This window comes from Rathayibacter sp. PhB127, assembly GCF_003751665.1.
In the GTDB taxonomy this organism is placed as follows: Bacteria; Actinomycetota; Actinomycetes; order Actinomycetales; family Microbacteriaceae; genus Rathayibacter; species Rathayibacter festucae.
On record NZ_RKHW01000005.1, the window covers coordinates 147,847 to 174,721 of the forward strand.

The window sequence follows — 26,875 nt, forward strand, 5'->3', positions numbered from 1 at the left end:
GAGGAGCGGAGTTGCTTGACTACATAATTTACCTAAGTAACAATGGCTGCAAGAGGCCCGGCGCTCCGCCCGGCTGCACCGCACCAGATGAAGTCGGCGTCGACTGCCCCCGCTGTCGAGCCAGGGAAAGGATCAACGATGTTCCTCCGCACCTCGGGCCGACGGCCCGCACGCCGCACCTGGGCACTCGGTGCCGCGGCGGCCGCCGCCGCGGCGACACTGCTCCTCTCCGGCTGCGCTCCCGGCGGAGGCTCCTCCGGCGCAGGCGCGGCCCCGGCCGACACCCTCGTCGCCTACACGGGGCAGTCCGGCGACTACCAGATCAACTTCAATCCGTACTCGCCCTCCCAGATCGGCGGCATCGGCACGATCTTCGAGTCGCTCTTCTTCGTCACGAACGTCAACACCGACCCGTACGTGCCGCTGCTGGGCACCGACTACACCTGGAACGCGGACGGGACCCAGCTCGACGTCACCCTGCGCGAGGGAGTCACCTGGGCGGACGGCGAGCCGTTCACCGCTCAGGACGTGACCTTCACCTTCGACATGCTGCTGAAGACCCCGTCGATCAACACCAGCGGCTTCAACGGCACGGTCGAGGCGACGGACGACTCGCACATCGTCTTCACCTGGACCGAGCCCGCCTTCGTGTCGGGCCCGCAGCTGCTCGGGCGCACGCCGATCGTGCCGGAGCACATCTGGGCGGACCTCGATCCGACCACCTCGGTGATCGAGAAGCCGATCGGCACCGGTCCCTACACGCTGGGCAACTTCAAGCCCCAGGCCTTCACCCTCGACGCGAACCCCGAGTACTGGGGCGGCGAGCCCGAGGTGAAGGCGGTCCGCTACCTGTCCCTCTCGGGGAACACGGCCGGCGTGGACGCCCTCGCGGCGGGGACCGTCGACTGGCAGACCGGCCCGGTCCCCGACATCCAGAACGTCTCGAAGAACTACCCGGGCTACGACGCGATCACCGTGCCGCAGAACCAGATGGCCCTGATCACCTGCTCGAGCACCGAGCTCGGCTGCACGGGCCCGCAGACCGATCCGGCCGTGCGCCAGGCGGTCTACTACGCCGTCAACCGCGACCAGCTGAACTCCCTCGCCTTCGAGGGCACGGCGAGCGAGGTCTCGCCGACCTTCGCGCTGACCTCCTCGCAGAGCGACCTGATCGACCCGAGCATCGCCGAGCCGATCGCTCCCGGCGCCCCCGACGCGGCGAAGTCCGCGGCCCTCCTGGAGGGGGCCGGCTACGCGAAGGGTGCCGACGGCATCTACGCGAAGGACGGCGAGAAGCTCTCGCTGACCGTCGAGGTCGTCACCGGCTGGACCGACTACATCACGGCGATCGACACGATGGGCCAGCAGCTCAAGGCCGCGGGCATCGAGCTCGTCCCCTCGCAGTCCTCCTGGAACGAGTGGACGGACAAGAAGGGCAAGGGGAGCTTCGAGCTCGCCATCGACTCGCTCGGCCAGGGCGCGACGTCCGATCCGTACTACCTCTACAACCAGTTCTTCAACAGCGCCTACACCGCGCCGGTCGGAGAGACGGCCGTCACCAACCTCGCCCGCTTCAGCGACCCCGAGGTCGACGCCGCGATCGCGGCGCTGAAGGCGACCGACCCGTCCGACACCGCGGCCCGCCAGACGCAGTTCGCCGTGATCCAGCAGAAGATCGTCGCGGACATGCCCTACATCCCGATCATGACCGGCGGCACGACGAGCGAGTTCCACTCGGAGAAGTTCACCGGCTGGCCCACGACCGACGACCTGTACGCCTTCCCGGCCGTCTGGGCGTCGCCGGACAACGCGCAGATCTTCAAGTCGCTGACGCCGACGGGGAAGTAGGACGCAGATGAGAGTCGAGGAGGAGGGCACGCCGTGAACTACTTCGTGCGCAAGCTGGGGTTCTACCTGGTCGCTCTGTGGGCGGCGCTGACCCTCAACTTCCTGATCCCGCGGTTGCTGCCGGGCAATCCCGTGGACATCCTGCTGGCGAAGCTGCAGCAGCGGGGCGGCCAGGTCACCCCGGAGACGCGCAAGGCGTACGCCCTCCTCCTCGGCGGCGACTCCTCGGAGCCGCTGATCGCCCAGTACTGGGACTACCTGGTCAACGTCTTCCGCGGCGACCTGGGGGTCTCGGTCAGCTACTTCCCGGCCCAGGTCTCAGACGTGATCAGCTCGTCGCTGCCGTGGACCATCGCCCTCGTCGGGATCGCCACGATCCTCGCGACGATCATCGGCGTCGTCCTCGGCGCCGTGGTCGGCTGGAAGCCGGGGACCTGGCTCGACTCGCTCGTCCCGGCCACCACCCTGCTGGCGGCGCTGCCCTACTTCTGGCTCGCGCTGATCCTGGTCTACGTCTTCGCGACGACCCTGAAGCTCTTCCCCTCGCAGGGCGGCTACGACGTGGTCCTCGATCCCGGGTGGAGCTGGGAGTTCCTCTCCTCCGCGATCCAGTACGGCTTCCTGCCGGCCGCGACCATCGTGGTCGCCTCCCTCGGCGGCTGGCTGCTCGGGATGCGCAACATGATGGTCTCGACGCTCTCCGAGGACTACGTGCTCACCGCTCAGGCCAAGGGCCTCAGCCAGGGGCGGATCCTGCGCAACTACGCGGCCCGCAACGCCGTGCTGCCGTCGGTGGCGGGCTTCGCCATCGCCCTCGGCTTCGTCGTCTCGGGCTCGATCGTGACGGAGCAGGTCTTCTCGTACCCCGGGATCGGCTCGAAGCTGCTCTCGGCCGTGACCAACAACGACTACGCCCTGATGCAGGGGATCTTCCTCTACATCACGCTCGCCGTCCTCGGCGCGAACCTGGTCGTGGACCTTCTCTACGGCCTCATCGACCCCCGCACCCGGGCGCACGCCTGATGCGCCGGCCGTTCTCCCGCTTGTCCCACTCGAGGAGCATCCGATGACCAACCTCGCGCCCCGCACCGGGCCCTCGGTGGCCGACGCCACCCGAGGACTCGCGACCGCGAACGCGGAGCGCGGCCGCCGACCGCGCTCCGCCTGGCGGATGATGCTGCCCACGATGACCCCGTGGCTGTTCTTCGGCCTCGTCCTGGTCGGCGGCATCTCCCTGTTCGGCATCGTCGGTCCGTTCTTCGTCTCCGACCCGACCGTCATCCGCGACATCGGCATGTCCGCGCCGAGCGCCGAGCACCTCCTGGGCACGACGCAGACCGGGCAGGACGTCTTCGCGCAGCTCGCCTACGCGACCCGCGGCTCCCTCCAGATCGGCCTGCTGGTCGGCGTGCTCGCCACCGTCCTGTCCGCCTTCTTCGGGATCTTCGGCGCCTACGTCGGCGGCTTCACGGACGAGGCGTTCTCGCTCTTCTCGAACGTCTTCCTGGTCATCCCCGGCCTGCCGCTCGTCATCGTCATCTCCGGCTTCGTGCCCCAGGAGCAGCGCGGCCTGTGGACCATCGCGGTCGTGCTGGCGATCACCGGCTGGGCGGCGTCGGCGCGGGTGCTGCGGGCGCAGACCCTGTCGATTCGCAACCGGGACTACGTCGCCGCCTCGCGGGTCGCCGGCGAGAAGGCCTGGCGGGTCATCGCCGTCGAGATCCTGCCGAACCTGCTGCCGGTGCTCGCCTCGCAGTTCGTCTTCGCCGTGATCTCGGCCGTGCTGGGCGAGGCCGGCCTGTCCTTCCTCGGCCTGGGCGCGTCCAACTCGTCGACGCTGGGCACGATGCTCTTCTACGCGCAGAACGGCTTCGCCCTCCCGCTCGGCGCGTGGTGGTGGTTCGGCCCTCCCGGACTGATCATCGCCCTCTTCGGCATGGGCCTCTCGCTCATCAACTTCTCCATCGACGAGATCATCAACCCCAAGCTCAAGAACGTCCGCCTGCACCGCAAGCGCGCCAAGCTGGCGAAGAGGAACGAGGCGCGGGCGCTCGGAAAGGCCGCAGCATGAGCACCACCACCCGCCCGCCGCGGACGGCGCCGGGACGCAGCACTCGCCCGGCCGTCCTCACCATCGACGACCTCAGCGTCGTCTACGAGGTCGAGAACCCCGTCACGGCGGTCAAGAACGCCAGCCTCACGCTCGCCCCGGGCGAGATCCTCGGCCTGGCGGGGGAGTCGGGCTGCGGCAAGACGACGCTGGCCTACGCGATCAACCGGCTGCACAAGCCGCCGGCCCGCATCGCGAGCGGCTCGATCACCTTCCACGACCGCGACGGATCCGACGTCGATCTGCTCTCGCTCGAGGACGAGCAGCTCCGGGCCTTCCGGTGGTCGAAGCTGTCGATGGTGTTCCAGGGTGCGATGAACGCGCTCAATCCGGTCACGAGCATCCGCGCGCAGCTGAGCGACGTCCTGCAGACCCACAGTCCCGAGCTGACGAAGAAGCAGCGGACCGAGCGCGCGGGCGACGTCCTCGAGCGGGTCGGCGTCGACCGGGCACGGCTGAGCTCCTACCCGCACGAGCTCTCCGGCGGGATGCGGCAGCGGGTGATGATCGCGATGGCGATGCTGCTCGAGCCCCAGGTGATGATCATGGACGAGCCGACCACGGCGCTGGACGTCGTGGTGCAGCGGGACATCCTCCGCGAGATCGTCCGCCTGCGCGACGAGCTGAACTTCGCGGTCGTCTTCATCACGCACGACCTCCCGCTCCTGCTCGAGATCAGCGACCGGATCGCCGTGATGCTCCGCGGCGAGATCGTCGAGCTCGGCTCGGCCGAGCAGATCTACCGCCGCGCCGAGCACCCCTACACGCGGAAGCTCCTGAGCTCCTTCCCGAGCCTCAGCGGATCCCGCGGCTCCTTCATCCGCACCGGTGTCGAGGAGGGGACCGACGCCGAGACCGACACGCGGTCGATCGTCACCGCACCGCCCGCATCCGATCGAGGAGACGCATCGTGACCAGCATCGAGGTGAAGGACCTCACCAAGGACTTCGGCATCAGGAAAGGACTGCGGCGCACCGCCTTCCGGGCGGTCGACCGCGTCTCCTTCGATCTGACCCCCGGCCGCACCGTCGCCCTCGTCGGCGAGTCGGGGTCGGGCAAGTCCACCATCGCCCGGATGCTCGCCAAGCTCGAGAAGCCCAGCTCGGGGTCCATCGAGGTCCGGCTCGACGACGGCACCCCGGTGCACGGCTCGCTCTACCGCCGTCACGTGCAGATGGTGTTCCAGGATCCGTTCGCGTCCTTGAACCCCTTCCACTCGATCGAGCACCACCTCGCCCGCCCGATCCGGATCCACCAGCGGGCGAAGGGCTCCGAGGGCGTGCACGAGAAGGCGCTCGAGATGCTCCGGCGGGTCAACCTCACGCCCGCCGAGGACATCGCGGCGCGGCGGCCGCACGAGCTCTCCGGCGGTCAGCGCCAGCGGGTCGCCATCGCGAGGGCGCTGGCTCCCGGCGCGCAGGTGCTGATCGCCGACGAGCCGGTCTCGATGCTCGACGTCTCGATCCGGCTCGGCGTGCTCAACCTGATGGGGCGCCTGCAGCGCGAGGACGAGCTCGCCGTCCTCTACATCACCCACGATCTGGCCACGGCCCGGCACTTCTCCGACGAGATCCTCGTCCTCTACAAGGGGCGCGTGGTCGAGCGCGGGCCGGCGGACGACGTCATCCTGAACCCGCAGCACGACTACACGAAGCTCCTGGCCCTGGCCGCTCCCGACCCGGAGAAGATCGGCAAGGTCGTCTCGAGCGAGGCCGCTCCCGACCGCGCCTCCCTGGACAACTCGGTCTGCTACGACCACTTCGCCCAGACCTGGATCTCGGCCGACCGCGCCCCCGCCCGTGCCTGAGCGCGGCCTCCTGCGCTGGGGGCCGCTCGTCCTCGCCCTCGGCGACGACGCGCCGGTCGCTTTGATCGGCATCGGCGACGGCTCGCTCCTCGAGCCCGGCACCGAGCAGCCCCTGGTCGAGCTGTCCGCGTTCGGGCACGGGCGCTTCCCGGGCGGGTTCCGGCACGTCGACACCGTGATCGGCGCCCGCCTCCGCCCCGTGTCGACCGAGGCGGACGACGCCCGGCTGCGGATTCTCCAGGCCGATCCCGAGACCGGGATCCGGGTGACGAGCGTGTTCGAGCGCGCCAAGGGCATCGACGCCGTCCGCACCTGGACGGAGGTCGACGGCGACGACCTCGTCCTCGACTTCGTCTCCACCTTCGCCACCGGCGCGTTCGCGGCCGATGCCGCCGTCGACGAGCTGTCGCTGGCCTCGGCGCAGAACGACTGGGTGGCCGAGGGGCGGTGGAGCGTCCGACCGCTGCGGGAGATCGGGCTCGCGCGGATCGACCGGGAGCTGCAGCACCACCCGCCGCGCAGCCGGCACGTCACGCAGAACCGCGGCTCGTGGTCGAGCGGCGAGCAGGCGCCGACCGCCGCGCTGCTCGGCGGACCGCAGGCGCTGGCCTGGCAGGTCGAGCACAACGGCCCCTGGCTCTTCGAGCTGGGCGAGACCCGGCGCGGGGCGTACCTGCTGCTCTCCGGGCCCACCGATCAGGAGCACCAGTGGAGCCACCGCCTGGTGGCGGGCGAGCCCTTCGTCTCGGTCCCCGCCTCGATCGCGTTCGCCGCGGGCGGGGTCGACGCCGTCCTCGGCGCGCTGACGGATCAGCGCCGAGCGATCCGCGAGGACCGTGCTGCCGACCGCGCGCTGCCCGTGGTGTTCAACGACTACATGAACACCCTCATGGGCGACCCGACGACCGAGAAGCTGCTGCCGCTCATCGACGCCGCCGCGGAGGCCGGGGCGGACACCTTCTGCATCGACGCGGGCTGGTACGCGGAGGGCACCTGGTGGGACACGGTGGGGGAGTGGCAGCCCGCCGCGAGCCGCTTCCCCGGTGGTCTCGGCGAGGTCATCGGGCGGATCCGGGAGCAGGGGATGACCGCCGGCCTCTGGCTCGAGCCCGAGGTGATCGGCGTCCGCAGCCCGCTGGCGGTCCGCGGATCCGCCACGGCGCTCCCGGACGAGGCCTTCTTCTCGCGGGACGGCGTGCGCGTGGCCGAGCACGGCCGGCACCTGCTCGACCTCCGGAGCGCGGCGGCACGGGCGCACCTCGACGAGGTCGTGGACAGGATCGTCACCGAGTACGGCGTCGACTTCCTCAAGATGGACTGCAACACCATGCCCGGGCCGGGGACGGACAGCGACGGCACCGCCCCGGGAGCAGGGCTCCTCGCCCACGCACGGGCACTCCTCGACTGGATCGACGCGGTGCAGGCCCGTCATCCGTCCCTGCTGATCGAGAGCTGCGCCTCGGGCGCGATGCGGATGGACTACGCGATGCTCTCGCGCTTGCACCTGCAGTCCACCTCGGACCAGCAGGACCCGGTGATGTACGCCTCGATCGCCGCGGCGGCACCGGCCTCGATCCTGCCGGAGCAGGCCGGCAACTGGGCGTACCCGCTGTCGGGAACGGACCGGGAGCTGATGATCTTCGCTCTCGCCAACGGCGTGCTGGGCCGGATGTACCTCAGCGGCTACCTGAACCGGATGACCGAGGGCGAGCGCGAGCTGGTCCGCGAGGCCGTCGCGGCGCAGAAGTCCGTCCTCGGCTCGATCGAGCGGTCGCACCCGTTCTGGCCGCTCGGGCTGCCCGGCTGGGACGACGAGTGGCTCGCGCTCGGACTCGCGACCGACGAGGACGCGCACCTCACGGTGTGGCGGCGACCCGGTGCTGCCGCGACGATCGCCCTGCCGCTTCCGAGCTGGCGGGGGCGCTCGCTGAGCGTCGAGCCGTTCTTCCCCGCCGACCCGGCCGGGTGGTCCTGGACCTGGGACCAGGAGGCCGCCGTCCTCGTGATCGAGGCTCCGGTCGCCCCCTCCGCCCGCGTCCTCCGCCTGCGCTGACCCGACCCGATCCGACCCGCGATCCGACTCCCGACCGACCCCTCACGAAAGCGACACCGCACCGCATGAGCACCCTCGACATCCGGCCCACGACCGGACTCTCCTTCGGAGGCGACTACAGCCCCGAGCAGTGGCCGTGGGAGATCGCCCTGGAGGACATGGCGCTGATGCGCGAGGCGGGGGTGGACCTCGTCACCCTCGGCGTCTTCTCCTGGGTGGTCCACGAGCCGCGGGAGGGGGTCTTCGACTTCTCCTGGCTCGACAGGATGCTCGACCTCCTGCACGAGAACGGCATTGCCGTGGACCTCGCGACGCCGACCGCGGCCGTGCCGATGTGGCTGCACCGCCTGCACCCGGAGATCCTGCCGCAGGACGAGCACGGGCACCCGCTGGCGCCGGGCGGGCGACTCGGCTTCTGCCCGTCGAGCCCGGTCTTCCGCTCCTACTCGCTGCGGATGGTCGAGCGCCTCGCCGCGCACGTCGCCGGCCACCCGGCCGTGCGGATGTGGCACGTCAGCAACGAGCTCGGCGGCGGCAACGCGCGCTGCCACTGCCCGGTGTCGAACGCCCGCTTCCGCGAGTGGGTCGAGGAGAAGCACGGCACCGTCGACGCGCTGAACGAGGCGTGGGGCATGGCCTTCTGGGGCAACAGCTACTCGTCGTTCGAGGAGGTGACCACCCCGGGCGGGGTCACCGCGCACAACCCGGGGCACCTGCTCGACTACGAGCGCTTCTCCTCGGACGAGCTCCTGGAGCAGTACCGCGCCGAGCGCCGGGTGCTCAAGCGGCACACCCCCGATCTGCCGGTGACGACCAACTTCATGGTCGGTCTCGGTCCGGACGTGGTCGACTACGCGCGCTGGGCTCCCGAGATGGACATCGTCGCGAACGACCACTACACCTACGGTCCCGACCCCCTGCGGCACCAGGAGCTCGCCTTCAGCGGCGACCGCATGCGCGGCATCTCCGGCGGCGGTCCGTGGATGCTGATGGAGCACGCGACGGGCGCGTCGAGCTGGCATCCGATCAATCAGCCGAAGAAGCCGGGGGAGATGATCCGCCACGCCCTCGCGCACGTCGGCCGCGGCTCGGACAGCGTGATGTTCTTCCAGTGGCGCGCATCCCGGTCGGGGACCGAGCAGTTCCACTCGGCGATGCTGCCGCACGCCGGCCGCGACTCGCGGACCTTCCGCGACGTCGTCCGGCTCGGCGCCCACCTGCGCAGCATGAGCGAGATCGCGGGCTCGGTCGTCACCGGTGCGCGGGTCGCCCTGCTGCACGACAACGAGGCGGGCTGGGCGCTGAAGAGCGGGCTGAAGCCGATCCGGGGTCAGAGCTACGCCGACACGGCGCGCGCGGTGCACAACGCCCTGTTCGAGCGGGCCGTCACGACGGACGTCCTGCCCGCCTGGTCCTCGCTCGACGGCTACGGGCTCGTCGTCGTCCCCGGGCTCTACCTGATCTCCGACGAGAACGCGCGCCGGGTCGCGGAGTACGCCGAGTCGGGCGGGACGGTGCTGGTCACCTGGTTCTCCGGCATCGTCGACGAGAACAGCACCGTCCGCACCGGCGGCTACCCCGGTGCGTTCCGGGAGCTGCTCGGAGTGAGGAGCGAGGAGATCCACCCGCTCACCGACTCGGAGAACCTGACCCTGGACAACGGCTGGCGAGCGCACCGCTGGAGCGAGCTCCTGCACGCCGAGGACGCCGACGTCGTCGCGCGCTACGCCGAGGGCGTCATGGCCGGCTCCCCGGCGGTCACCCGGCGCTCGGTCGGAGCCGGCGCGGCCTGGTACCTCTCCGCCGACCTCGCGCCGGCCGATCTCGGTGCCCTGATCGAGCGGATCCTCGAGGAGACGGGGATCGACCCCGTCGCCGTCGTCTCGCCGGGGACGGAGGCGGTGCGGCGCACCTCGGACAGCGCCTCCTACCTCTTCCTGATCAACCACGCCGAGGCGGACGGCTGGGCGGAGGCGTCCGGCACCGACCTGCTCACGGGAGCGGAGCACGCGGAGCGCGTCCCGCTCGCCGCCGGAGGCGTGGCGGTGATCCGTGAGCGCTGATGCCGCATCGCCGAGGGTCCGCCATGACGAGGGAGGAGTGAGCACGCCCGGTGCGGTGGCGCTCGCCGTCGATATCGGGGGGACGAAGATCGAGGCTGCTCTCGTCGGAGCCGACGGCCGGCTGGTCCCCGGCTCGCGCAGCCGGCGCCCGACCGGTCGCGAGCTCACCCCCGCCGGTCTCCGCCTCGCCGTCCGGAGCTGTCTGGACGACTCCTTCGCCGCCCGCGGCGCCGCCGACGTGATCGGCGTCGGCATCGGCTCCGCCGGTCCGGTCGATCTCGTCGAGGGCCGGATCCTGCCCAAGAACCTCCCGCTGCTCCACGGTGTCGCGATCCGCGACGAGGTCGGCGCTGTCGTCCCCGGACGCCCGGCGATCCTGAGCCTCGACGGCACGTGCATCGCGGTCGCCGAGCAGTGGATCGGCGCGACCAGCGGCACCTCGTCGTCGATGAGCCTGGTCGTGTCGACGGGGATCGGCGGCGGGATCGTCCTCGACGGCAGGATCGTCGGCGGTGTCTCCGGCAACGCCGGGCACATCGGCCAGATGCGCATCGCGGATCCGGACGGCGACGGCGACGGCGACTCGGACGGGACGCTGGAGGGCGTCGCCTCCGGTCCGAGCAGCGTGGAGTGGGCGCGGCGCCGGGGGTGGGCGGGAGCGAGCGGAGAGGATCTGGCGCGGGACTGCGCCGCGGATCATCCAGTCGCCCTCGCCGCCGTCCGACGCTCCGCGACCGCCGTCGGCACCGCGATCGCGAGCGTCGCGACGCTGCTCGACCTCGGTGCCGTCGCGATCGGCGGCGGATTCTCGCGGGTGACCCCCTGGTACCTCGACGCCGTCCGCGACGCCGCATGGGCCGGCGCGTTCTTCGACTACTCCCGAGACGTTGCCGTCCGCCGCACGGGACTCGGCGACGAGGGACCGCTGATCGGTGCGGGAGCGCTCGTGCACCGGCCGGTCCTCGGCGGCCCCTCCTGAGAGACCGGCTCCTCCGAGCACATCGCACGGGTTGTAGCGTCGAGCTCGATGATCGATCTGCGGGAGTACCAACCGAGCTGGGCGGATCGGTATCGGCGAGAAGCAGCGCGCGTGTCGGAGGCGCTCGCGGGTCTCATCACCTCGGTGGAGCACATCGGGAGCACTGCGGTGCCGGGGCTCACCGCGAAGCCGATCATCGATCTCGCTGCCAGATCACGGCATGGGACGGCCGCTACCGATCTGGAAGCACCGCTGGCACGCATCGGCTACGTGCGTCACACAAGTGGTCCCAAGAACCACGTCGTCCACGTCAAGCTCGACGGCGAGCGGCACCGCACGCACATCCTCCACGTGTTCCGGCCGGAGCAGTGGACGCACTGCGACCAGCGGCTCTTCCGGGACAAGCTGATCCATGATCCGGACGCGCGCCGTCGCTACCGATCGCTCAAGGAGTCGCTGGCCTCCCTCGAGGACGGCCGCGAGTACACCGCGGCGAAGCAGCCGTTGATCGAGGAGCTGCTCAACGAGGAGCGCGCGTCGCGGGGACTCCCCCCGACGATCGCGGGGGACAAGTAGCGACCGACACGTCCCTAGTCCGACGAGTGCCACCCGGTGAGTGCGAGGACCTCGAGTGCGATGTCATGAACGGGCCGGTGGTCGGTGACCACGCGATGGACCGTCGGCGGCACCTCGGAGTCGAGCATCACGGCCGCCGCTCTGCTGCGGTCGACCGCGTCGTCGAGCCCCGTTCCGATCTCTCGCCGGCCGAGGCGATGCGCAGCCACGGCGTCCTCCACTGTCAGGAGAACGCCGATCGGTCGCGCGCCGGGATCGATGGCCGCAGTGAGCGTCCGCATCTCGAGCACGCTGACGGTGTTGGTGTAGATGAGCCTGTGATAACCGGCGGCGGAGTAGTTCTTCCACATCGACGCGAGGTTGCTCTCCGCAAGCGCGAGTCCCCGCCGCCACGGCTCCGGATGGGCCTGATCGAGGTTGTCGCCCTCGATCACCGCATGACTCACGTCGGCCGTCGTGAGGAGACGAGACGCCTCCGCTGCGACGGAGGACTTGCCCACTCCGGATCGACCGCCGAGGAAGAGTACCTCCGGACGCATCAGGCCCTCCGCCCGGGACGCGGTCGCCGAATGGGTCGCGTCACTGGTCGCATCGAGCGGCAGAGGATCGTCTGAGGCATCGGTCCGATTCTCCCGCCGTTCCGCTCTCCCGCGCCAGAGGGGTGTCCCGAAGGCCGCAGGGGAAGCGCCGCCGAGCGCTGTCGTGCAGTGGAGGCGACCTGCCCCCGATCCCTCCGGCTCGGGTGGGGAGACGGCGATGTCGCCGCCCCCTCCTGACGAGGGGACGACGAGATCGCCGTGCGCCTGCTCCGAATGAGCGGTCGTGCGCCACGGCCCCGCCGTACGCCGAGGGAGCTCCGACGTCCTCGGGGCGGCTGGGTCTCGATACGCCCCTGCGGGGCTACTCGACCAGCATGTCTGCGGGTGTCTCTTCCCCTTCGCGCTATCCGGCGGCGGACTGGTAGGCGGCGTCCATGTTCCCGAGGACGTCGTCGACGGAGGACTGCCCCGTGAAGAGCGCCTGGACCCCGTCGAACATCGCGGGCTGGACGGTCGTGCTGGGCCAGAGCTGGTCGGGCCAGCTGGCCACCTTGTCCTCGGCGACGTAGCCGGAGACGAGCTGCGCGACCTGCGAGGACTGCTGCAGGTCGCCGGGCAGGGCCGCGGTGTCGCCGTAGGCGTCGGCGTAGGCGATCTGGGTCTCGGGGCTGGCGAGGTAGGCGAGGAACTTCTTGGCCAGCTCCTGCTTCGAGGACTTGGCGTTCACGGCGAACGACGGCCCGACGGTGGCGGAGAGATAGGTGTCGGCCGCGTCGTCGGTCGCGGGGAAGGCCGCGTAGTCGAGGACGAGGTCGGAGCCGCCGAGCGAGGCGATGCCCTTGGTCTCCGCGGCGACGGAGACGGTGGCGAGCGTCGTCCCCTGCGTGATGGCCTCCTGCACCTGCGCGTAGGCCGTGCCGTTGGGCGACGGGTTGAAGCAGCCCGCCTCGTTCATCTCGAGGTACTTGTCGAAGGCGGTGCGCCAGGCCGAATCGGTGAAGGACGCCTGGCCCTCCGTCTGCTTCTCGGCGAAGTCCGGCTCCTGCGCGTAGACGAGCGACGCGGTCAGCGCGTACGGGATGAGCTGCGTCGTCCAGGTGTCGGAGAGGCCGAGCCCGAAGGCGACCTTCCCGGCGGCGGTCGCGTCGGAGCAGAACTGCAGCACCTCGCTCCAGGTGGTGGGCTCGGAGAGGCCGGCCTCCTGGAGCGCTCCCGTGTTGTAGATCGCGCCGATCGACGAGAAGGTCATCGGCACGCCGACGAGCTCGCCGTCCGGGGTGGAGAGCAGGTCGACGGCGGAGGCGGGCAGCTCGGACGCCCAGCTCTCGTCGCTGAGGTCGCTGAAGAAGCCCTTCGGTCCGGCGATCTTGACGCTCACGTTGTTCCCGGTCCCGGGGAAGACCTGGACGACGTCCGGCGCGGTGCCGCCGGTCAGCTGGGTCGCGGTGACCTGCTGGTAGCTGTCGGGGGAGTCCTGGAGCTGCACGGTGATGCCGGGATTCGCCTCCTCGAAGCCGTCGAGCACGGTCTCCATGGCGGTTCCGCCGTTGATGCCGACGGTGAGGGTGTTCTCATCGCCGGAGCCGCCGCCGGTGCTGGTGCTGGTGGAGCAGCCGGCGAGTACGACGGACGTGAGCGCAAGGGTGGCGGCGCCGGTGAGCCAGCGCCGGGATGTCATCGGTGACATGGGGTTCCTTTCGGGAGCGGTTCCTGCAGGCGAGCAGGACGGTGGAGCGGATGCGAGGACAGGGGGATCAGCCCTTCAGACCGGAGGCGAAGCCCTTGATGATGAAGCGCTGCAGGAGGAAGTACGCGGCGAGGATCGGGATGACGGAGATGATCAGGGCGCTGAAGACGAGCGGCCAGTTGGCGCTGTAGGTGCTGACGAAGCTGTAGACCGCGAGCGGTGCCGTGGTCGTCCCGCTGCCCGAGAGGTAGAGCAGCGGCGTGAAGAAGTCGTTCCAGACCGAGAGCCCGCAGAGGATCGCGATGGTCCCGGTGACGGGCCGCAGGAGCGGGAAGACGATCGCGACGAAGGTGCGGCTCGGGCGCGCGCCGTCGATGGTGGCGGCCTCCTCGTAGTCGCGCGGGAGATCCCGCAGGAAGGCCGAGTACAGGAAGATCGCGAACGGCAGGAAGCCGCCGGCGTTGATCAGGATGACGGAGACGGGAGAGCCCACGAGGCCCAGCTGCGAGAACCAGAGGTAGAGCGGGAGCAGCGCCAGCTGGCCCGGGAACAGGAAGCCGACCAGGAAGAGGTAGAACGCCCCGCGCGACCAGTAGCGGGTCGATCGGGTGACGACGTAGCCGGCCGTCGCGCTCAGCGCGATGATCAGCACGACCGAGACCACGGTGATCATCGCGCTGTTCACCAGGCTGGCACCGAGGGCGGACGTGCTCCACGCGACGGCGAGGTTGCCGAAGTTGAGGGGCCAGGTGAAGCCGAGGAATCCGACGGCGCCGTCCGGGTCGCGCAGGGCGACGGAGAACAGCACGATGAACGGGATGAGGAACACGACCCCCGTGAGGATCAGGACGGCCTCGAGGATCCCGGTGCGCACGGTGTAGCGGTTCACGAGAGGTCTCCCTTGCGCTGCGTCAGGCGGAACTGGGCGAAGGCGATGACGCCGACGACGACGGTGAGGACGACGCCCTGGGCGAGGGCCGTCGGGTACTGCAGGTAGGTGAACGCGGTCTTGTAGACGATGGTCGCCATCGTCTCGGTCGCTCCGGCCGGGCCCCCCTTCGTCATCGCGAAGACCGTGTCGAACTGCTTCAGGGTGGAGATCAGCGTGAGCAGGACGTTCACGACGATCGACCCGTTGATCAGGGGCAGCACGATGCTGACGGTCCGCCGGAGCGGGCCGGCGCCGTCGATGGCCGCCGCCTCGAGCGTCTCCTCCGGCACCCCCTGCAGGCCCGCGAGGAAGATGACCATCGAGTAGCCCGCTCCCTGCCAGATGATGGCGGCGCAGATCGAGTAGATCGCGATCGAGGGGTCACCGAGCCAGTCCTGCTTCCATGAGCCGAGGCCGATCGCCTCCAGGACGGCGTTCACCGTTCCGGTGGGGCTGAGCAGGTACTTCCAGAGGAACCCGGCGACGATCGGGGTCAGGACCACAGGCAGGAAGAAGACGAGTCGCAGCACGTAGCGGCTCCGGACCTGCGTGTTCAGGCCGAGGGCCAGCAGGAGCCCGATCAGGTTCTGCCCGACGGTGACGATCACCGTGATCAGGAAGGTGTTCCCGATCGCGCGCAGGGTGTTCGGGTCCTGGAGGACGCGGGAGAAGTTCGAGACGCCGGCGAGGCTCCACGCGGAGCCGAGTCCGTCCCAGTCGGTGAACGAGTAGAAGAGGCCCTGCAGATTGGGCCACAGCACGATCAGCGCGTAGAGCACCAGTGCCGGGACGACGAACCACCAGGGCGTGCGCGGTCCGGCCCGATGCGGGCCCCGAGAACTCCTGCTCGGTCGGGTCGGCGGCTCGGCGCCGGGCGGGACGACGGGGGCGGGAGCCTGCGTCGTGCTCATCGAGCGCCCTCTCCCCGGGGAGGAGTGCTCTGCGTGTCAGTGTGCATCGGGTGTCCGTCTTCATCGAGGGGTGGGAGCCCGTCCTACTGGGATCGTTCCCAGGGTTACACAGCGTAACAAAGTCTGCAAGACTCTTTCTTGAACGTTTCACGCCCCAAGCGCCGACGCGAACGGCCTCCCAGTGCTGGGAGCGTTTCCAGCAGTGCGCCTCACTCGCTCTCTCGAGCGGCAGTCCCGAAGGAGTACCCGATGACCCGAGCACCCCACGACGTCACCGCAGCCGCGTCGGTGCGCCACCTCCCGTGGGAGGCGCCGCGCCACGCGCCGGCGATGAGCAACGCGGTCGACCGCCACGACCGCTGGCGGCTGACCAGCCGCTCGGTGCTGCGCGACGGTCGGCCCTTCATCCCCGTCTCCGGTGAGCTGCACTACAGCCGCGTGCCACGGGCCCGGTGGGAGGAGCGGCTGCGGCTGATGCGCGCGAGCGGCGTGACGGTCGTGGCGTTCTACGTGATCTGGATCCACCACGAGGAGGTGCGCGGGGAGCGCCGCTTCGACGGGGACCTCGACGTCGGCGCGTTCGTGGACCTGTGCGCGGAGGTCGGCTTGGACGTCGTGCTGCGGGTGGGGCCGTGGTGCCACGGCGAGGTCCGCAACGGCGGGTTCCCGGACTGGGTGCAGGCCGCCGAGGTGGAGCACCGGACCGACGACCCGGGATACCTCGCGCTCGTCCGGGACTGGTTCGGCGCGCTCGGCGGTGAGCTCGCGTCGCGGTGCGGGCCGGGCAGCAACGTGGTGGCGATCCAGATCGAGAACGAGATCTACGATCAGCCCGAGCACATCCGGACCCTGAAGGGCCTGGCCCGGGAGGCGGGGCTGACGGCGCCGATCTGGACGTCGACGGGCTGGGGCGGCGCCGACCTGCCGCTGGACGAGGTGCTGCCGCTGTTCGGTGGCTACGCGGACGGCTTCTGGGTCGACGCGGACGCTCCCTGGGACAGCACCTTCCGCGAGCACTTCTTCTTCAGCCACACCTGGGACGACCCGGGGATCGGCGCCGACGTCCGCGGGACGCCGGCGATCACGCCCCGCGCCGCCTCACCGGACTATCCGGCCGCGACCTGCGAGCTGGGGGGAGGCATGGCGACGGCCTACCACCGGAGGCCGCACGTGCAGCCGCTCGACGTGGCCGCGGTCGCGCACACCAAGATCGGCAACGGCTCGGCCTGGCAGGGCTACTACATGTTCGCCGGCGGGACGAACCCGCGCAGCGCCCTGACGGACGGGCTGCAGGAGTCGCACGCGACCGGCTACCCGAACGACCTGCCGCGGTTCGACTACGACTTCCGCGCGCCGATCGGCGCGAGCGGCCGGCCGTCGCCGACCCTCGCGCTGCTGCGGCGCCAGCACGCCTTCCTCGAGGCGTTCGGCGAGCAGCTCGCCGAGATGCCCTCGACGCTGCCCGACCAGCGGCCGACGGACCAGCAGGACACGGACACGCTGCGCTGGGCGCTGCGCAGCGACGGGACGAGCGGGTTCGTCTTCGTCACCTGGCATCAGCCGCACGAGCCGCTGCCCGAGCATCCCGGCGTCGTCCTCGAGATCGGCCTCGACGACGAGACCGTGCGCTTCCCGTCCGTCAGTACGCCCGTCCCGGCCGGGACGCTGGCGACCTGGCCGGTGCGCCTCACGATCGGGGGCGTCAGGCTCGACTGGGCGACGGCCACTCCGCTGACGCTGCTCGACGGGGCGGAGCCGACGCTGGTGCTGGTCGCGGCGCGCGGCATCACCACCGAGCTGGCCTTCGCCGAGGGCACGGAGCTGGACGTCGACGGCGTCCGGCAGAAGGGCCGGATCCTCCGTCTCGACGTCGACGAGCCCGTGCGGGTGAGGGCTCGGACCGCCGAGGGGGCGCTCACGGTGCTCCTGCTCTCGGCGGACGCGGGAGACGAGGCGACCGTCCTCGTGGACGCCGTCTCGGGGGAGCGTCGCCTGATCCTGTCCGAGGACCCGGTGTGGACGGACGGAGCGGGCCGGATCACCGGGGACCTCCGGCACGGCTCTCGCCCACCCCGCGCCTACGATCCGCGGTTGCAGCGCTTCGTCGCCCTCGCCGGATCGGCCGCGCAGGAGCAGCGGGCCCGGGCCGACGTCGAGATCGCCCCGATCCGCGAGAGCGGCGACGTGCCCGCGTCGTACGGGGAGTCGGAGTCGCGCGCCTCCGCTCCGCGCGAGGAGCACTTCGTTTCCTCGGCGGCCCGCTACCGCCTCCGGCTCCTGGACGTCGATCGGCGTGCTCGGCGCCGCGAACTCGAGATCGACTGGGCGGGCGACGTCGCGCGCGTCCTCGTCGACGGCGAGGTGGTGGCGGACCGGTTCTGGGATGGCGGGCCGTGGCTCCTCGACCTGGACGAGCTCGGCTCCGGCGACCTCGTGCTGGAGATCCTGCCGATGTCGCCCGACGCCCGGATCGGCCTCGCCGAGACCGCGGAGCGACGCCGGCGGAGCGAGTCCTCCGCCCTCCTCTCGCTCGACTCGGTCGTGGTGACCCACTGGTACCGGTGGGTCGCCGCATGACCGCGGAGAGGACGACGGCCTACGGTCTCCGGGCGAGCGGTCTCGTCGACCCTCTCGGCGTCGCGGTGGCGGCGCCGGTCCTGAGCTGGGGGATCCGCGGCGACCGGCCGCCGGAGCGCTTCGTCGTCGAGGGCGCGTCCTCGCGGGCGGCACTCGAGCGGGATCGCGCCGACCGGTTCTCCGTCGAAGTCGCCGCCGCGGAGGGCACGCTGCTGCGCTGGCCGGCCGCGCCCCTGGCGAGCCGGGAGCGGGTGTGGTGGCGGGTCGGAGTCGTGGTGGGCGGCGCGATCGAGTGGAGCGCGAGCGCGTCCCTCGAAGCGCCGCTGTGGTCGGCCGAGGAGTGGGGGGCCGAGGCGATCAGCCATGCCGCGTGGGCTGCCGGCGACACCGCCGGCGCCTTCCCCGAGCTGGAGCAGCGCTTCTCCCTCGGCGTCCCGGTCCTCCGGGCGCGCCTCTACCTGACGGCGGCGGGCGTCGTCGTGCCGACCCTGAACGGCGCCGCCGCGATCCGCGGTCAGCTCGAGCCGGGCTACTCCGACCTCGCGACGGGAGTCCCCGCCGCGGCGTGGGACGTGGCGGCGTCCCTCTCACCCGGGGAGAACGTGCTGCGCTTCGCCCTCGGCGGCGGGATCGCGCACGTCCCGCGCCTCCCCGGCCGCTACACCAAGTTCGCGGCCGAGCGATCGGTGCCCTGGGTCCGCGCGCGGCTCGAGATCGTCGGACACGACGAGAGCGTCACCGTGATCACCACGGATGCCGGCTGGCGGGCCCGGCTCGGCCGCACGACCGTCGCGCACTGGTACGGCGGCGAGGACGTCGGCTCCCGCCCGGCCGGGGAGTGGGGGCCTGCCGCCGTCGTCCCGGACGCGGTGGACCCGTGGTGGCGCTCCGCTCCGCCGATCGTCGTCACCGAGACCCTCGCTCCCGTCGATGTCCGCCGGGTCGCCGACGTGCGGGTGGTCGACTTCGGCGTGAACGCCGCGGGCCGCCCCCGACTGCGGACTGCGTCGCTGCCCGACGGAGCGGAGATCCGCCTCGCCCCGTCCGAGCTCCTCGACGACGCCGGGCGCGCGGACCAGTCGACCACCGGCGGTCCTATCCGGGACACCTTCAGCGGCTCCGCGGTGGACCCGGACGGCACCGACTGGGCGCCCTCGTTCGTCTACCACGGCGGCCGGTACCTCGAGGTGTCCGGCCTGCCGGCGACGGCTCCGGACCCGCAGATCGGCTTCGAGGTGCTGCGGGCGGAGAACCGCCGCGTCGGCGAGTTCTCCTCCTCGGACCCGTTCCTCCACGATCTGCACCGGATCGTGGACCGGGCGATCCAGAGCAACATGTACAGCGTCTTCACCGACTGCCCCCACCGGGAGAAGCTGGGCTGGGTGGAGCAGCTGTCCCTGGTGTTCGGCGGGCTCGCGCGCGGCTACGACGTGCAGGCGCACCTCTCCGACGCCGTGCGGCACATGCTGGAGGCGCAGACCCCGTCGGGACTGGTGCCCAGCACCGTCCCCGAGCTCGTGGTCTTCGACACCTTCGGCAGCCGCGGCGACGCGACGGCCTTCCGCGACGATCCGAACTGGGGACGCTCGATCATCGACGTCCCCTGGAAGCTCTACCGGCACTACGGCGACGACGCCGCCATCAGGGTCGCGCTCCCCGCGATGCGGCGCTACCTGCAGCACCTGGCCGCCCGCGCCGAGAACGGCGTCCTCGACATCGGGCTCGGCGACTGGATCGAGATCGACACGAGCACGCCGCGCGCCTTCGTGGCGACCCATGCCTGGGCCGAGGCGCTGCGGACCGCCGCGCGCTGCGCTGCGGTCAACGGCGAGGACGCCCTCGCCGAGAAGTGGTCGCGGCACGCCACCCGCCTCTGGGACGGCGTCCGGAAGACCTTCCGCGATCGGCGGACCGGGATCTGGGGGAGCGGGAGCCAGGCGAGCTGGGCGCTCGCCTCGACCGTGGCGGGCCTCGAGGAGCACGAGCGCCGGCGCATCGTGCGCGAGCTCGTGGCGCGCATCCACGCCGACGGCGACACGGTGACGGTCGGCGAGATCGGCCTCAGCCCGCTGATCCGGACGCTGACCGACTCCGGCCGTGCGGATCTCCTCCACCGGATGCTGCGCCGCCCGGACGCTCCGGGCTACGGGCACCAGCTGGCGACGGGTGCCACCGCCCTCACCGAGTCCTGGCAGGGCCCGACGGGACCGGAGGGCGTGGCGTCGCAGAACCACTTCATGCTCGGCGCCGTCGACGAGTGGCTCCTCGGCGACGTCGCCGGCCTGAGGCAGGCCCCGGAGAGCATCGGCTGGCGGTCGGTCGTCGTCGACCCGCACCTGCTCGAGGGGATCGACGACGCGCGGACCGTGTTCGAGTCGCCCGCCGGCCGCTTCGAGGTCGCCTGGCGGCGCGGCCGCGGAAGCGCGCTGCCGGTTCTCGAGGTCAGCGCCCCGCCGCACGTCGCGGTCGAGATCCGCGAGAGCGCTCGCTTCGAGGTCGTGCTCCGGCGGGCCTGACCGCTGACCGCTGACCGCTGCCCGGAGCCGGAGCCGGAGCCGGGAGCTGCGGGCACCGGACTCCGGAGCCGCCCGGCCCGGCCGCCGCCCCCGCCCTAGGATGTGCCCACGATGGCAGCGCAGAACCCCCCTCGACGACCGACCATCGACGACGTCGCGGCGGAGTCGGGAGTCTCGCGAGGGACGGTGTCCCGGGCCATCAACGGCGGCAAGTGGGTGAGCCCCGAGGCCCAGCGCGCGGTGGACGCGGCGATCAAGAAGACCGGCTACCGCCCGAACGTCCTCGCCCGGGGCCTCAAGATGCGGCGCTCCGGCAGCGTCGCCTTCCTCCTGAGCGAACCGGTGCAGCGCCTGTTCACCGACCCGAACTTCGCCACCCTGATGAGCGAGACCTCCGACCAGCTCGCCGCCCAGGACACGTCGATGGTGATCCTCCTCGCCGCGACGGACCAGGAGCGCGACCGGACCCTCGACTTCATCTCGACCGGCCAGATCGACGGCGTCATCCTGGTGTCCTGGCACGGCGACAGCAGCATGCTGAAGCGCATCCAGCGCGCAGGGATCCCGGCGATCTTCTGCGGCGTCCCCGGCCCGTCCCACCGCGATCTCAGCTACGTCGCCTGCGACGAGTACGACGGTGGTCTGCAGATGACGGAGTACCTCCGGGGGAGGGGTCACCGGTCGATCGCGCTGATCACCGGGCCCGACGACGCCTACGGCTCCCAGCGGCGCGAGGCGGCGTTCGTCGACGCGATGGGCTCCGATTACGACCCCTCGCTCCGGCGCGGAGGCGACTGGTCGAGGAGGAGCGGGACCGTGGCGATGAACTCCCTGCTGGACGAGGCCGGGACGATCGACGCCGTCTTCGCGGCGAACGATCTGATGGCCGCGGGGGCGATCGAGGCCATCCGCAGCCGTGGTCTGAGCGTCCCCGGCGACATCGCGGTCGGCGGCTTCGACGACAGTGAGGCCGCAGTGCAGAGCACTCCGGAGTTGACCACCATGCATCAGCCCTTCGCGCAGATCGCCCAGGAGATGGTTCGACTGCTCCTCGCCCGCATCGACGGCGGGCCATCCGTTCAGATGACGCTTCGCACGACCCTGGTGGTCCGCGATTCGGCATGAGGGCGGCTGTCCTCCCGTCGGCCGAGCGGACGGTCCAGCCGTCGGCGTCCATCCGGACGCGCGACGTCGTCTCCGCCCACCAGGGTTCGAGCGCGATCACCATGCCGGGGCGCAGCCGGAAACCCTGGCCCGCCCGCCCGTCTTGAGGGATGTTCAGGTCGCCGTGCATCGTGCGGCCCACGCTGTGCCCGCCGAACTCGAGGTTCACGGGGTAGCCCGCGGCGGAGGCCGCGCCGATCGCGGCCGACAGATCGCCGGCGCGGTTGCCCGGCACGGCGGCGGCGATGCCCGCCGCGAGAGCCTCGCGGGTGGAGCGGATCAGCACCTCGTCGCCGGGACGGCTCCGTCCGACGATCGTGGTCACCGCTGCGTCCGCGACCCAGCCGTCGACCGACACCGCGAAGTCCAGACTGAGCACGTCGCCGTCGCGCAGCCGGTAGTCGTGCGGCAGCCCGTGCTGGGCGGCGTCATTGACGGAGGTGCAGATCACAGTGCGGAACGGACCGTTGCCGAACGACGGCGCGTAGTCCCAACAGCAGGACACGGCTCCCCGCTCGTCCACGGCCCTTCGAGCTGACTGCTCGATCTCGAGCAGGTTCATCCCTACCTCCGCGGCGGCGGTGTCAGTCGGTCGGCTCGCCGCGATGAAGCCGGCTCTGACGTCGACTGCTCGGTCTTCCTCCGTCGGCCGGGGTTCGTGAGTGCAGGTGGCGACGGCCACCGCGGATGAGAATCCCACCGTCCGCCGGACAGCACGTCGCCGCGGGGCTGGTCGTCGACGAGCGCGAGGGAGGACCCGAGCCGCCCAGTGGGGGGGGCGAACGCGCCCCTCTTCAGCTCGTTCACGACGTACCGGAGCTGACGAATGTGGAAGAAGAGCAGATCGATGGAGAAGTCCGAGCCGTCGACCTGCTGCCCCTCGCGCTCGTCGATGAGGACTCGGACGTGGCCCACGGCGAAGGTGCCACAGGCTGTGGCACATCTCGGAGGCCCGCCTTCCCGGCCGCGGAGGACCGCTCGGAGAGCGGATTCCTGCTCGATGACCCTGTGCCTCTCGGGCTAGGGACTGGATCCGTCCCCACCGCCGGCGATGTCCGCGGTGAGCAGCGCGACCTGCTCGGCGGCCTCCTCGTGCGTCATCGGGCGGCCGGGGACACCGGGCCGCGTCTGCCACGGCAGCGGTCCGTCGGCGCGGCGGTACTCGACCCCGAGGGCGTCGAGCCGGGCCAGGTGGTGCGCCAGCCGGGTCTCGAAGTCCTCCGTGTCGCGGTGCCCGCCCGACCAGAGCGCCTCCGCCAGCGCGCAGAGCCGGGGGAAGGCGAGGTAGTCGAGGGTGCGCGGGGAGTCGGCGTGCTCGGTCCAGAGGTTCCCCTGCCCGCCGAGGACGTGCCGGGCCTGCTCGGCGGTCAGCTCGGGCGGGACCGGGTCGAAGGCGAGGACATCGGCGACCGTCGTGACGGTGGACACCGGGATCGGCTCCGACGCCGCCTCGGACTGCCGGTGGTCGAGGTAGGCGGTGTCCTCGGGGCAGGCGATCACGTCGTGGCCGGCCCGGGCCGCCGCCACCGCCCCCACCCGTCCCCGCCAGGACAGCACCGTCGCGCCGGGTGCGAGGCCGCCCTCGAGGATCTCGTCCCAGCCGAGCAGTCGGCGCCCGCGGCGGGCGAGGTGGGCGCCGATGCGCCCGACGAACCAGCTCTGCAGCGCGTTCTCGTCCGGGATCCCCAGCTCGCGCATCCGCTCCTGCGTGCGGGCGTCGGCCGCCCACTGGTCCTTCGGGCACTCGTCGCCGCCGATGTGGACGTACGGGGAGGGGAACAGCTCGATCACCTCGTCGAGCACGTCCTCGAGGAACTCGATCGTGCTCTCCTCGACGTTGAGGACGTTCGAGCTGACGCCCCACTCCGTCCAGGTCTCGAGCGGCGTGCCCCGCACCCCCAGCTCCGGGTAGGCGGCGAGGGCGGCCTGCGCGTGGCCGGGCAGCTCGATCTCGGGGACGACGGTGACGCCCCGCGCCGCGGCGTAGGCGACGATCTCGCGGATGTCGTCCCGGCGGTAGTACCCGCCGTGCGGCCGGTCGTCCTGCCCCGCGGTCGGGCCGGCGCCCACCTGCGACCGCCGCCGCCAGGCGCCCGCCTCGGTGAGCCGCGGGTAGCGCGGGATCTCCAGGCGCCAGCCCTGATCGTCGGTGAGGTGCAGGTGCAGCACGGTCAGGCGGTGCAGGGCCAGCAGGTCGATGAGGCGCAGCACCTCACGGACGGGCAGGAAGTGCCGGGCGACGTCGAGCAGCATCCCGCGCCAGGCGAAGCGCGGCTCGTCCTCGATCGTCACGACCGGCACCGCCCAGCGGATCCCGGGCAGGGGAGCGGACCGGTGGATCGCCGGCGGCAGCAGCTGGAGCAGCGTCTGCACGCCGTGCAGCGCGCCCGCCGCGCCCGCCGCGGTGAGGACGACCGAGCGGTCGTCGACGCGGAGGCGGTAGCCCTCCGGCGGGAGCGCCGGGTCGAGCGCGAGCCGGATGCCGGCCGTCGCCTCGTCGCCGCGCTCGAGGGCGGATCCGGTCGCCCGGCCGACCGCGGCGCGGAGCAGCTGCGCAGCGCCGGCGAGGGCGTCCGGGTAGGCGATCCGGGTGCTCGCGGAGAGCACGAACTCGCCGGTCTCCGGGCGCAGCGAGCGGGGTCGGGGGAGGAGGAGGGGCACGGCGGTCTCCGTTCTGCGCGGGGGATGCGACTCTTCGCGCCTGTCAGTGAAGCCTCGTTGACAGGGGTTCGCAAGGGTCCTTTACTAACTCCGTCGCAACTGGCGCAGAATCCCGGATCGCGCCGCGGCACCCCTACGGAGGAGAGAACTGTGGTCTGGAAGAACCTGGTCGGAAAGAGCGCGTCGGTGCGGCGCCGGGCGGTCGCCCTCGGTGCCCTCGGGGTGGCGGGCGTGCTCCTGCTCACCTCCTGCACGCCGAGCGACGGCGGGCCGGACGGGTCGCGCGAGGAGGGCCGGACGCTCACCGTCTGGACGATGGACGGCGACTACTCGCCCGAGACCCTCGCCGCCGTCGACGAGCGCTTCACGAAGGCCACCGGGGCGGAGGTCGACGTCCAGGTGCAGACCTGGGAGGGCATCGCCACGAAGGTCTCGACGGCGCTCGCGACCGACTCCCCGCCGGACGTCCTCGACATCGGCAACACCCAGGTCGCCGGCTACGCCGCGAACGGCGGGCTCCTCGACCTGACGGACCACCGGGACGAGCTCGCGCAGGGACAGACCTGGCTCGACGGCCTCGTCGACCCGGCGACGTTCGACGGGCACCTCTTCGCCGTCCCCGGCTTCGCGGGCGCGCGGGCCGTCGTCTACAGCAAGAAGCTCTGGGCCGAGGCGGGCGTGATGACGCTCCCCACCAGCTACCAGGAGCTCACCGCCGCGCTCGACAAGGTGAAGGCCGCGCACACCGGAACCCCCGACTTCTCGGCCTTCTACCTCCCGGGGCAGTACTGGTACGCCGGGCTGCAGTTCGTCTGGGACGCGGGCGGCCGGATCGCGATGCAGGACGGCGACACCTGGTGGTCCGCGCTCAGCTCGAGGGCCTCGCGGTCGGGTCTCGAGGCGTTCAAGGAGTTCCAGAACGCCTACTCCAGCGCCTCGTCGGCGACGCTGAACACCCTCGACCCCGACCAGAACCAGATCTTCGCCGACGGCAAGACCTCCGCGATCCTGACCACCGGCGTCGCCGGCGTCCTCAAGGCGAACCCGGAGCTGTCGGAGGACGAGCTCGGGACCTTCCCGATGCCGGGCGTCGACGGCGGCACGCAGCCGGTGGTGCTCGGCGGCTCGAACTGGGCCGTCGCCGCCAAGTCGCGGAACGCCGACCTCGCCCGGCAGTGGATCGCCGTCGCCGCGAGCCCCGAGGTGCAGCGCGACTTCGTCCACGGCGTGGACGGCTGGATCCCGAACAGCCGGGAGGGGATCGAGGCGGCGCAGTCCGATCTGAGCGAGATCGAGCGCGCGTTCTTCACCGCCGCGCTGACCTCGGAGTCCGTGCCGGCCAACCCCAACTGGGCCGCGATCGAGAGCAACCGGGAGATCGAGTCGCTGTTCTCCTCGATCGCCTCGGGCGCGAAGAGCGTGCAGGAGGCGTCGGAGGAGTTCGACGCCGCCGCCGACGACACGCTCAACGGCCACTAGGCCGACCGGGCGATCGCGCGATGTCCACCGCTCCGGCCGCCGCCCCGCCCCGCCCGGCGGCGGCGGCCCGCCGCGCCCGGCGCCGCTCCTCGCTCGCCCCGCTGCTGCTGCTCTCCCCGGCCGGGCTGGTGCTCGCGGGCGTGACGATCGCCCCGATCGTGTTCCTCGTCCTCACCTCCTTCACCGACTACGACCAGCGCAGCCTGTTCACCGGTGCCTACGACGTCGTCGGGCTCGCGCAGTACGCGGACATCCTCGGCGACCCGGAGTTCTGGCTCGCGCTGGTGCGCACCCTCGTCTTCACGAGCGCTCTCGTCGCGGGCAGCGTGCTGATCGGCGCAGGGATGTCGCATCTGCTGACCCGGCTGCCGGCGGCCCTGCGCCTGCTCACGACCGTGGTGCTGATCCTCGCCTGGGCGATGCCGAACGTCGCCTCCTCGCTGATCTGGCGGTGGCTGTTCCAGCCGCAGTACGGCGTCGTCAACTGGCTGCTCACCCGGACGGGACTGGTCGGCGATCTGACCAGCACGAACTGGGCCGCCGACCCGCGGCTCGCCTGGGTCTGCATCTGGCTCCTCGTCGTCTGGCAGGCGGTGCCCTTCCTCGCCCTCACCCTGCACGCCGCCGAGACGCAGGTGCCGATCGAGCGCAAGGAGGCCGCGCGACTGGACGGCGCCTCCGAGCTCGCGGTCTACCGGGTCGTCGTGCTCCCCGCACTCCGGCCGACCCTGCTGCTCGTGACGATGCTCTCGGTGATCTGGGACTTCAACGTCTTCAACCAGATCTGGCTCGTCTCCGCCGGCGGGCCCGACGGCGCCACGTCCACGCTCGGCGTCTTCACCTTCACGACGGCGTTCTCGGGCGGCGCCCGAGTCGGCACCGGCTCCGCCGTCGCCGTGGCGTCGACGCTGATCCTGTTCGCCCTGAGCGCGGTCTACATCCGGACCCTCGTCCGCTCCGGAGAGGAGCTCTGA

19 protein-coding genes and 1 pseudogene are annotated in these 26,875 nt (G+C 71.5%); 14 read left to right on the forward strand and 6 right to left on the reverse strand.

Going from position 1 to position 26,875, the window contains the following annotated elements:
* The first annotated feature begins 138 nt into the window (after positions 1 to 138).
* The 9 genes from EDF22_RS18860 (at position 139) to EDF22_RS18900 (ending at position 11,436) form a co-directional block, all read left to right on the forward strand.
* Positions 139 to 1,848: an ABC transporter substrate-binding protein gene (locus EDF22_RS18860; RefSeq protein ID WP_123706362.1), complete on the forward strand. Its 1,710-nt coding sequence runs from the start codon at positions 139 to 141 to the stop codon at positions 1,846 to 1,848.
* Between the two features lie 33 nt (positions 1,849 to 1,881).
* On the forward strand, positions 1,882 to 2,871 hold the full coding sequence (locus EDF22_RS18865) for an ABC transporter permease (protein ID WP_123706363.1): 990 nt from the start codon (positions 1,882 to 1,884) through the stop codon (positions 2,869 to 2,871).
* Positions 2,872 to 2,914: 43 nt separating this feature from the next.
* Entirely contained in the window at positions 2,915 to 3,919 is a 1,005-nt protein-coding gene (locus tag EDF22_RS18870; protein WP_123706364.1) for an ABC transporter permease, read from the forward strand.
* Positions 3,916 to 4,872, forward strand: a complete 957-nt coding sequence (locus EDF22_RS18875; RefSeq protein WP_123706365.1) for an ABC transporter ATP-binding protein — start codon at positions 3,916 to 3,918, stop codon at positions 4,870 to 4,872. Before EDF22_RS18870 ends, EDF22_RS18875 begins: the two co-directional genes overlap by 4 nt.
* Positions 4,869 to 5,765, forward strand: coding sequence for an ABC transporter ATP-binding protein (locus EDF22_RS18880; protein ID WP_123706366.1), 897 nt, complete (start codon positions 4,869 to 4,871; stop codon positions 5,763 to 5,765). Before EDF22_RS18875 ends, EDF22_RS18880 begins: the two co-directional genes overlap by 4 nt.
* Positions 5,758 to 7,818, forward strand: a complete 2,061-nt coding sequence (locus EDF22_RS18885; RefSeq protein WP_123706367.1) for a glycoside hydrolase family 36 protein — start codon at positions 5,758 to 5,760, stop codon at positions 7,816 to 7,818. The genes EDF22_RS18880 and EDF22_RS18885 overlap by 8 nt, the downstream gene beginning before the upstream one ends.
* A gap of 65 nt (positions 7,819 to 7,883) precedes the next feature.
* On the forward strand, positions 7,884 to 9,881 hold the full coding sequence (locus EDF22_RS18890; RefSeq protein WP_123706368.1) for a beta-galactosidase: 1,998 nt from the start codon (positions 7,884 to 7,886) through the stop codon (positions 9,879 to 9,881).
* A 37-nt stretch (positions 9,882 to 9,918) separates the two neighbouring features.
* Positions 9,919 to 10,860, forward strand: a complete 942-nt coding sequence (locus EDF22_RS18895) for an ROK family protein (protein WP_260303568.1) — start codon at positions 9,919 to 9,921, stop codon at positions 10,858 to 10,860.
* A 48-nt stretch (positions 10,861 to 10,908) separates the two neighbouring features.
* Positions 10,909 to 11,436 carry a GrpB family protein gene (locus EDF22_RS18900; protein ID WP_123706369.1) on the forward strand — a complete coding sequence of 176 codons (528 nt, stop codon included), beginning with the start codon at positions 10,909 to 10,911 and terminating at the stop codon, positions 11,434 to 11,436.
* A 14-nt stretch (positions 11,437 to 11,450) separates the two neighbouring features.
* Here the strand turns inward: EDF22_RS18900 and EDF22_RS18905 are convergent, their stop codons facing one another.
* The 4 genes from EDF22_RS18905 to EDF22_RS18920 all read right to left on the reverse strand — a co-directional run bounded on the left by EDF22_RS18905 (position 11,451) and on the right by EDF22_RS18920 (position 15,504).
* Positions 11,451 to 11,936, reverse strand: a complete 486-nt coding sequence (locus EDF22_RS18905) for an adenylyl-sulfate kinase (RefSeq protein ID WP_260303569.1) — start codon at positions 11,934 to 11,936, stop codon at positions 11,451 to 11,453.
* Positions 11,937 to 12,378: 442 nt separating this feature from the next.
* Positions 12,379 to 13,662, reverse strand: coding sequence for an ABC transporter substrate-binding protein (locus EDF22_RS18910; protein ID WP_123706371.1), 1,284 nt, complete (start codon positions 13,660 to 13,662; stop codon positions 12,379 to 12,381).
* A 67-nt stretch (positions 13,663 to 13,729) separates the two neighbouring features.
* Positions 13,730 to 14,551 carry a carbohydrate ABC transporter permease gene (locus tag EDF22_RS18915; RefSeq protein ID WP_123706372.1) on the reverse strand — a complete coding sequence of 274 codons (822 nt, stop codon included), beginning with the start codon at positions 14,549 to 14,551 and terminating at the stop codon, positions 13,730 to 13,732.
* The gene (locus EDF22_RS18920; RefSeq protein ID WP_123706373.1) at positions 14,548 to 15,504 is read right to left on the reverse strand and encodes a carbohydrate ABC transporter permease; all 957 of its coding nucleotides are present in this window, start codon (positions 15,502 to 15,504) and stop codon (positions 14,548 to 14,550) included. The genes EDF22_RS18915 and EDF22_RS18920 overlap by 4 nt, the downstream gene beginning before the upstream one ends.
* A gap of 249 nt (positions 15,505 to 15,753) precedes the next feature.
* Here EDF22_RS18920 and EDF22_RS18925 point away from each other — a divergent pair, with 249 nt between their 5' ends.
* The 3 genes from EDF22_RS18925 to EDF22_RS18935 all read left to right on the forward strand — a co-directional run bounded on the left by EDF22_RS18925 (position 15,754) and on the right by EDF22_RS18935 (position 21,722).
* Positions 15,754 to 18,081: a beta-galactosidase gene (locus tag EDF22_RS18925; RefSeq protein ID WP_123706374.1), complete on the forward strand. Its 2,328-nt coding sequence runs from the start codon at positions 15,754 to 15,756 to the stop codon at positions 18,079 to 18,081.
* Positions 18,078 to 20,597, forward strand: a complete 2,520-nt coding sequence (locus EDF22_RS18930) for a family 78 glycoside hydrolase catalytic domain (RefSeq protein ID WP_148059244.1) — start codon at positions 18,078 to 18,080, stop codon at positions 20,595 to 20,597. Before EDF22_RS18925 ends, EDF22_RS18930 begins: the two co-directional genes overlap by 4 nt.
* Before the next feature lie 111 nt (positions 20,598 to 20,708).
* Complete coding sequence (locus EDF22_RS18935) at positions 20,709 to 21,722, forward strand: LacI family DNA-binding transcriptional regulator (protein WP_123706376.1); 1,014 nt, start codon at positions 20,709 to 20,711, stop codon at positions 21,720 to 21,722.
* 85 nt (positions 21,723 to 21,807) lie between these two features.
* On the opposite strand, the pseudogene EDF22_RS21490 reads toward EDF22_RS18935, so the two are convergent.
* Together EDF22_RS21490 and EDF22_RS18950 are read right to left on the reverse strand one after the other, a co-directional pair.
* Positions 21,808 to 22,704, reverse strand: a pseudogene (locus EDF22_RS21490) (M24 family metallopeptidase); the annotation flags it as partial.
* Positions 22,705 to 22,781: 77 nt separating this feature from the next.
* Positions 22,782 to 24,422, reverse strand: coding sequence for a beta-N-acetylhexosaminidase (locus EDF22_RS18950; RefSeq protein WP_123706378.1), 1,641 nt, complete (start codon positions 24,420 to 24,422; stop codon positions 22,782 to 22,784).
* Between the two features lie 150 nt (positions 24,423 to 24,572).
* On the opposite strand from EDF22_RS18950, the gene EDF22_RS18955 reads away from it, so the two are divergent.
* Both EDF22_RS18955 and EDF22_RS18960 read left to right on the forward strand, forming a co-directional pair.
* Positions 24,573 to 25,901 (forward strand): extracellular solute-binding protein, encoded by a 1,329-nt coding sequence (locus EDF22_RS18955; RefSeq protein WP_221180974.1) that lies wholly within the window; start codon positions 24,573 to 24,575, stop codon positions 25,899 to 25,901.
* A gap of 20 nt (positions 25,902 to 25,921) precedes the next feature.
* A complete protein-coding gene (locus EDF22_RS18960) occupies positions 25,922 to 26,875 on the forward strand; it encodes a carbohydrate ABC transporter permease (protein ID WP_123706380.1) in 954 nt (317 codons plus the stop codon).

Bases quoted from the DNA above. Each gene is read 5' to 3' on its own strand.
- EDF22_RS18860 (WP_123706362.1), top strand. From the start codon at position 139: ATGTTCCTCCGCACCTCGGGCCGACGGCCCGCACGCCGCACCTGGGCA.
- EDF22_RS18870 (WP_123706364.1), top strand. From the start codon at position 2,915: ATGACCAACCTCGCGCCCCGCACCGGGCCCTCGGTGGCCGACGCCACC.
- EDF22_RS18875 (WP_123706365.1), top strand. From the start codon at position 3,916: ATGAGCACCACCACCCGCCCGCCGCGGACGGCGCCGGGACGCAGCACT.
- EDF22_RS18890 (WP_123706368.1), top strand. From the start codon at position 7,884: ATGAGCACCCTCGACATCCGGCCCACGACCGGACTCTCCTTCGGAGGC.
- EDF22_RS18900 (WP_123706369.1), top strand. From the start codon at position 10,909: ATGATCGATCTGCGGGAGTACCAACCGAGCTGGGCGGATCGGTATCGG.
- EDF22_RS18910 (WP_123706371.1), bottom strand. From the start codon at position 13,662: ATGTCACCGATGACATCCCGGCGCTGGCTCACCGGCGCCGCCACCCTT.
- EDF22_RS18920 (WP_123706373.1), bottom strand. From the start codon at position 15,504: ATGAGCACGACGCAGGCTCCCGCCCCCGTCGTCCCGCCCGGCGCCGAG.
- EDF22_RS18925 (WP_123706374.1), top strand. From the start codon at position 15,754: ATGACCCGAGCACCCCACGACGTCACCGCAGCCGCGTCGGTGCGCCAC.
- EDF22_RS18930 (WP_148059244.1), top strand. From the start codon at position 18,078: ATGACCGCGGAGAGGACGACGGCCTACGGTCTCCGGGCGAGCGGTCTC.
- EDF22_RS18935 (WP_123706376.1), top strand. From the start codon at position 20,709: ATGGCAGCGCAGAACCCCCCTCGACGACCGACCATCGACGACGTCGCG.
- EDF22_RS18960 (WP_123706380.1), top strand. From the start codon at position 25,922: ATGTCCACCGCTCCGGCCGCCGCCCCGCCCCGCCCGGCGGCGGCGGCC.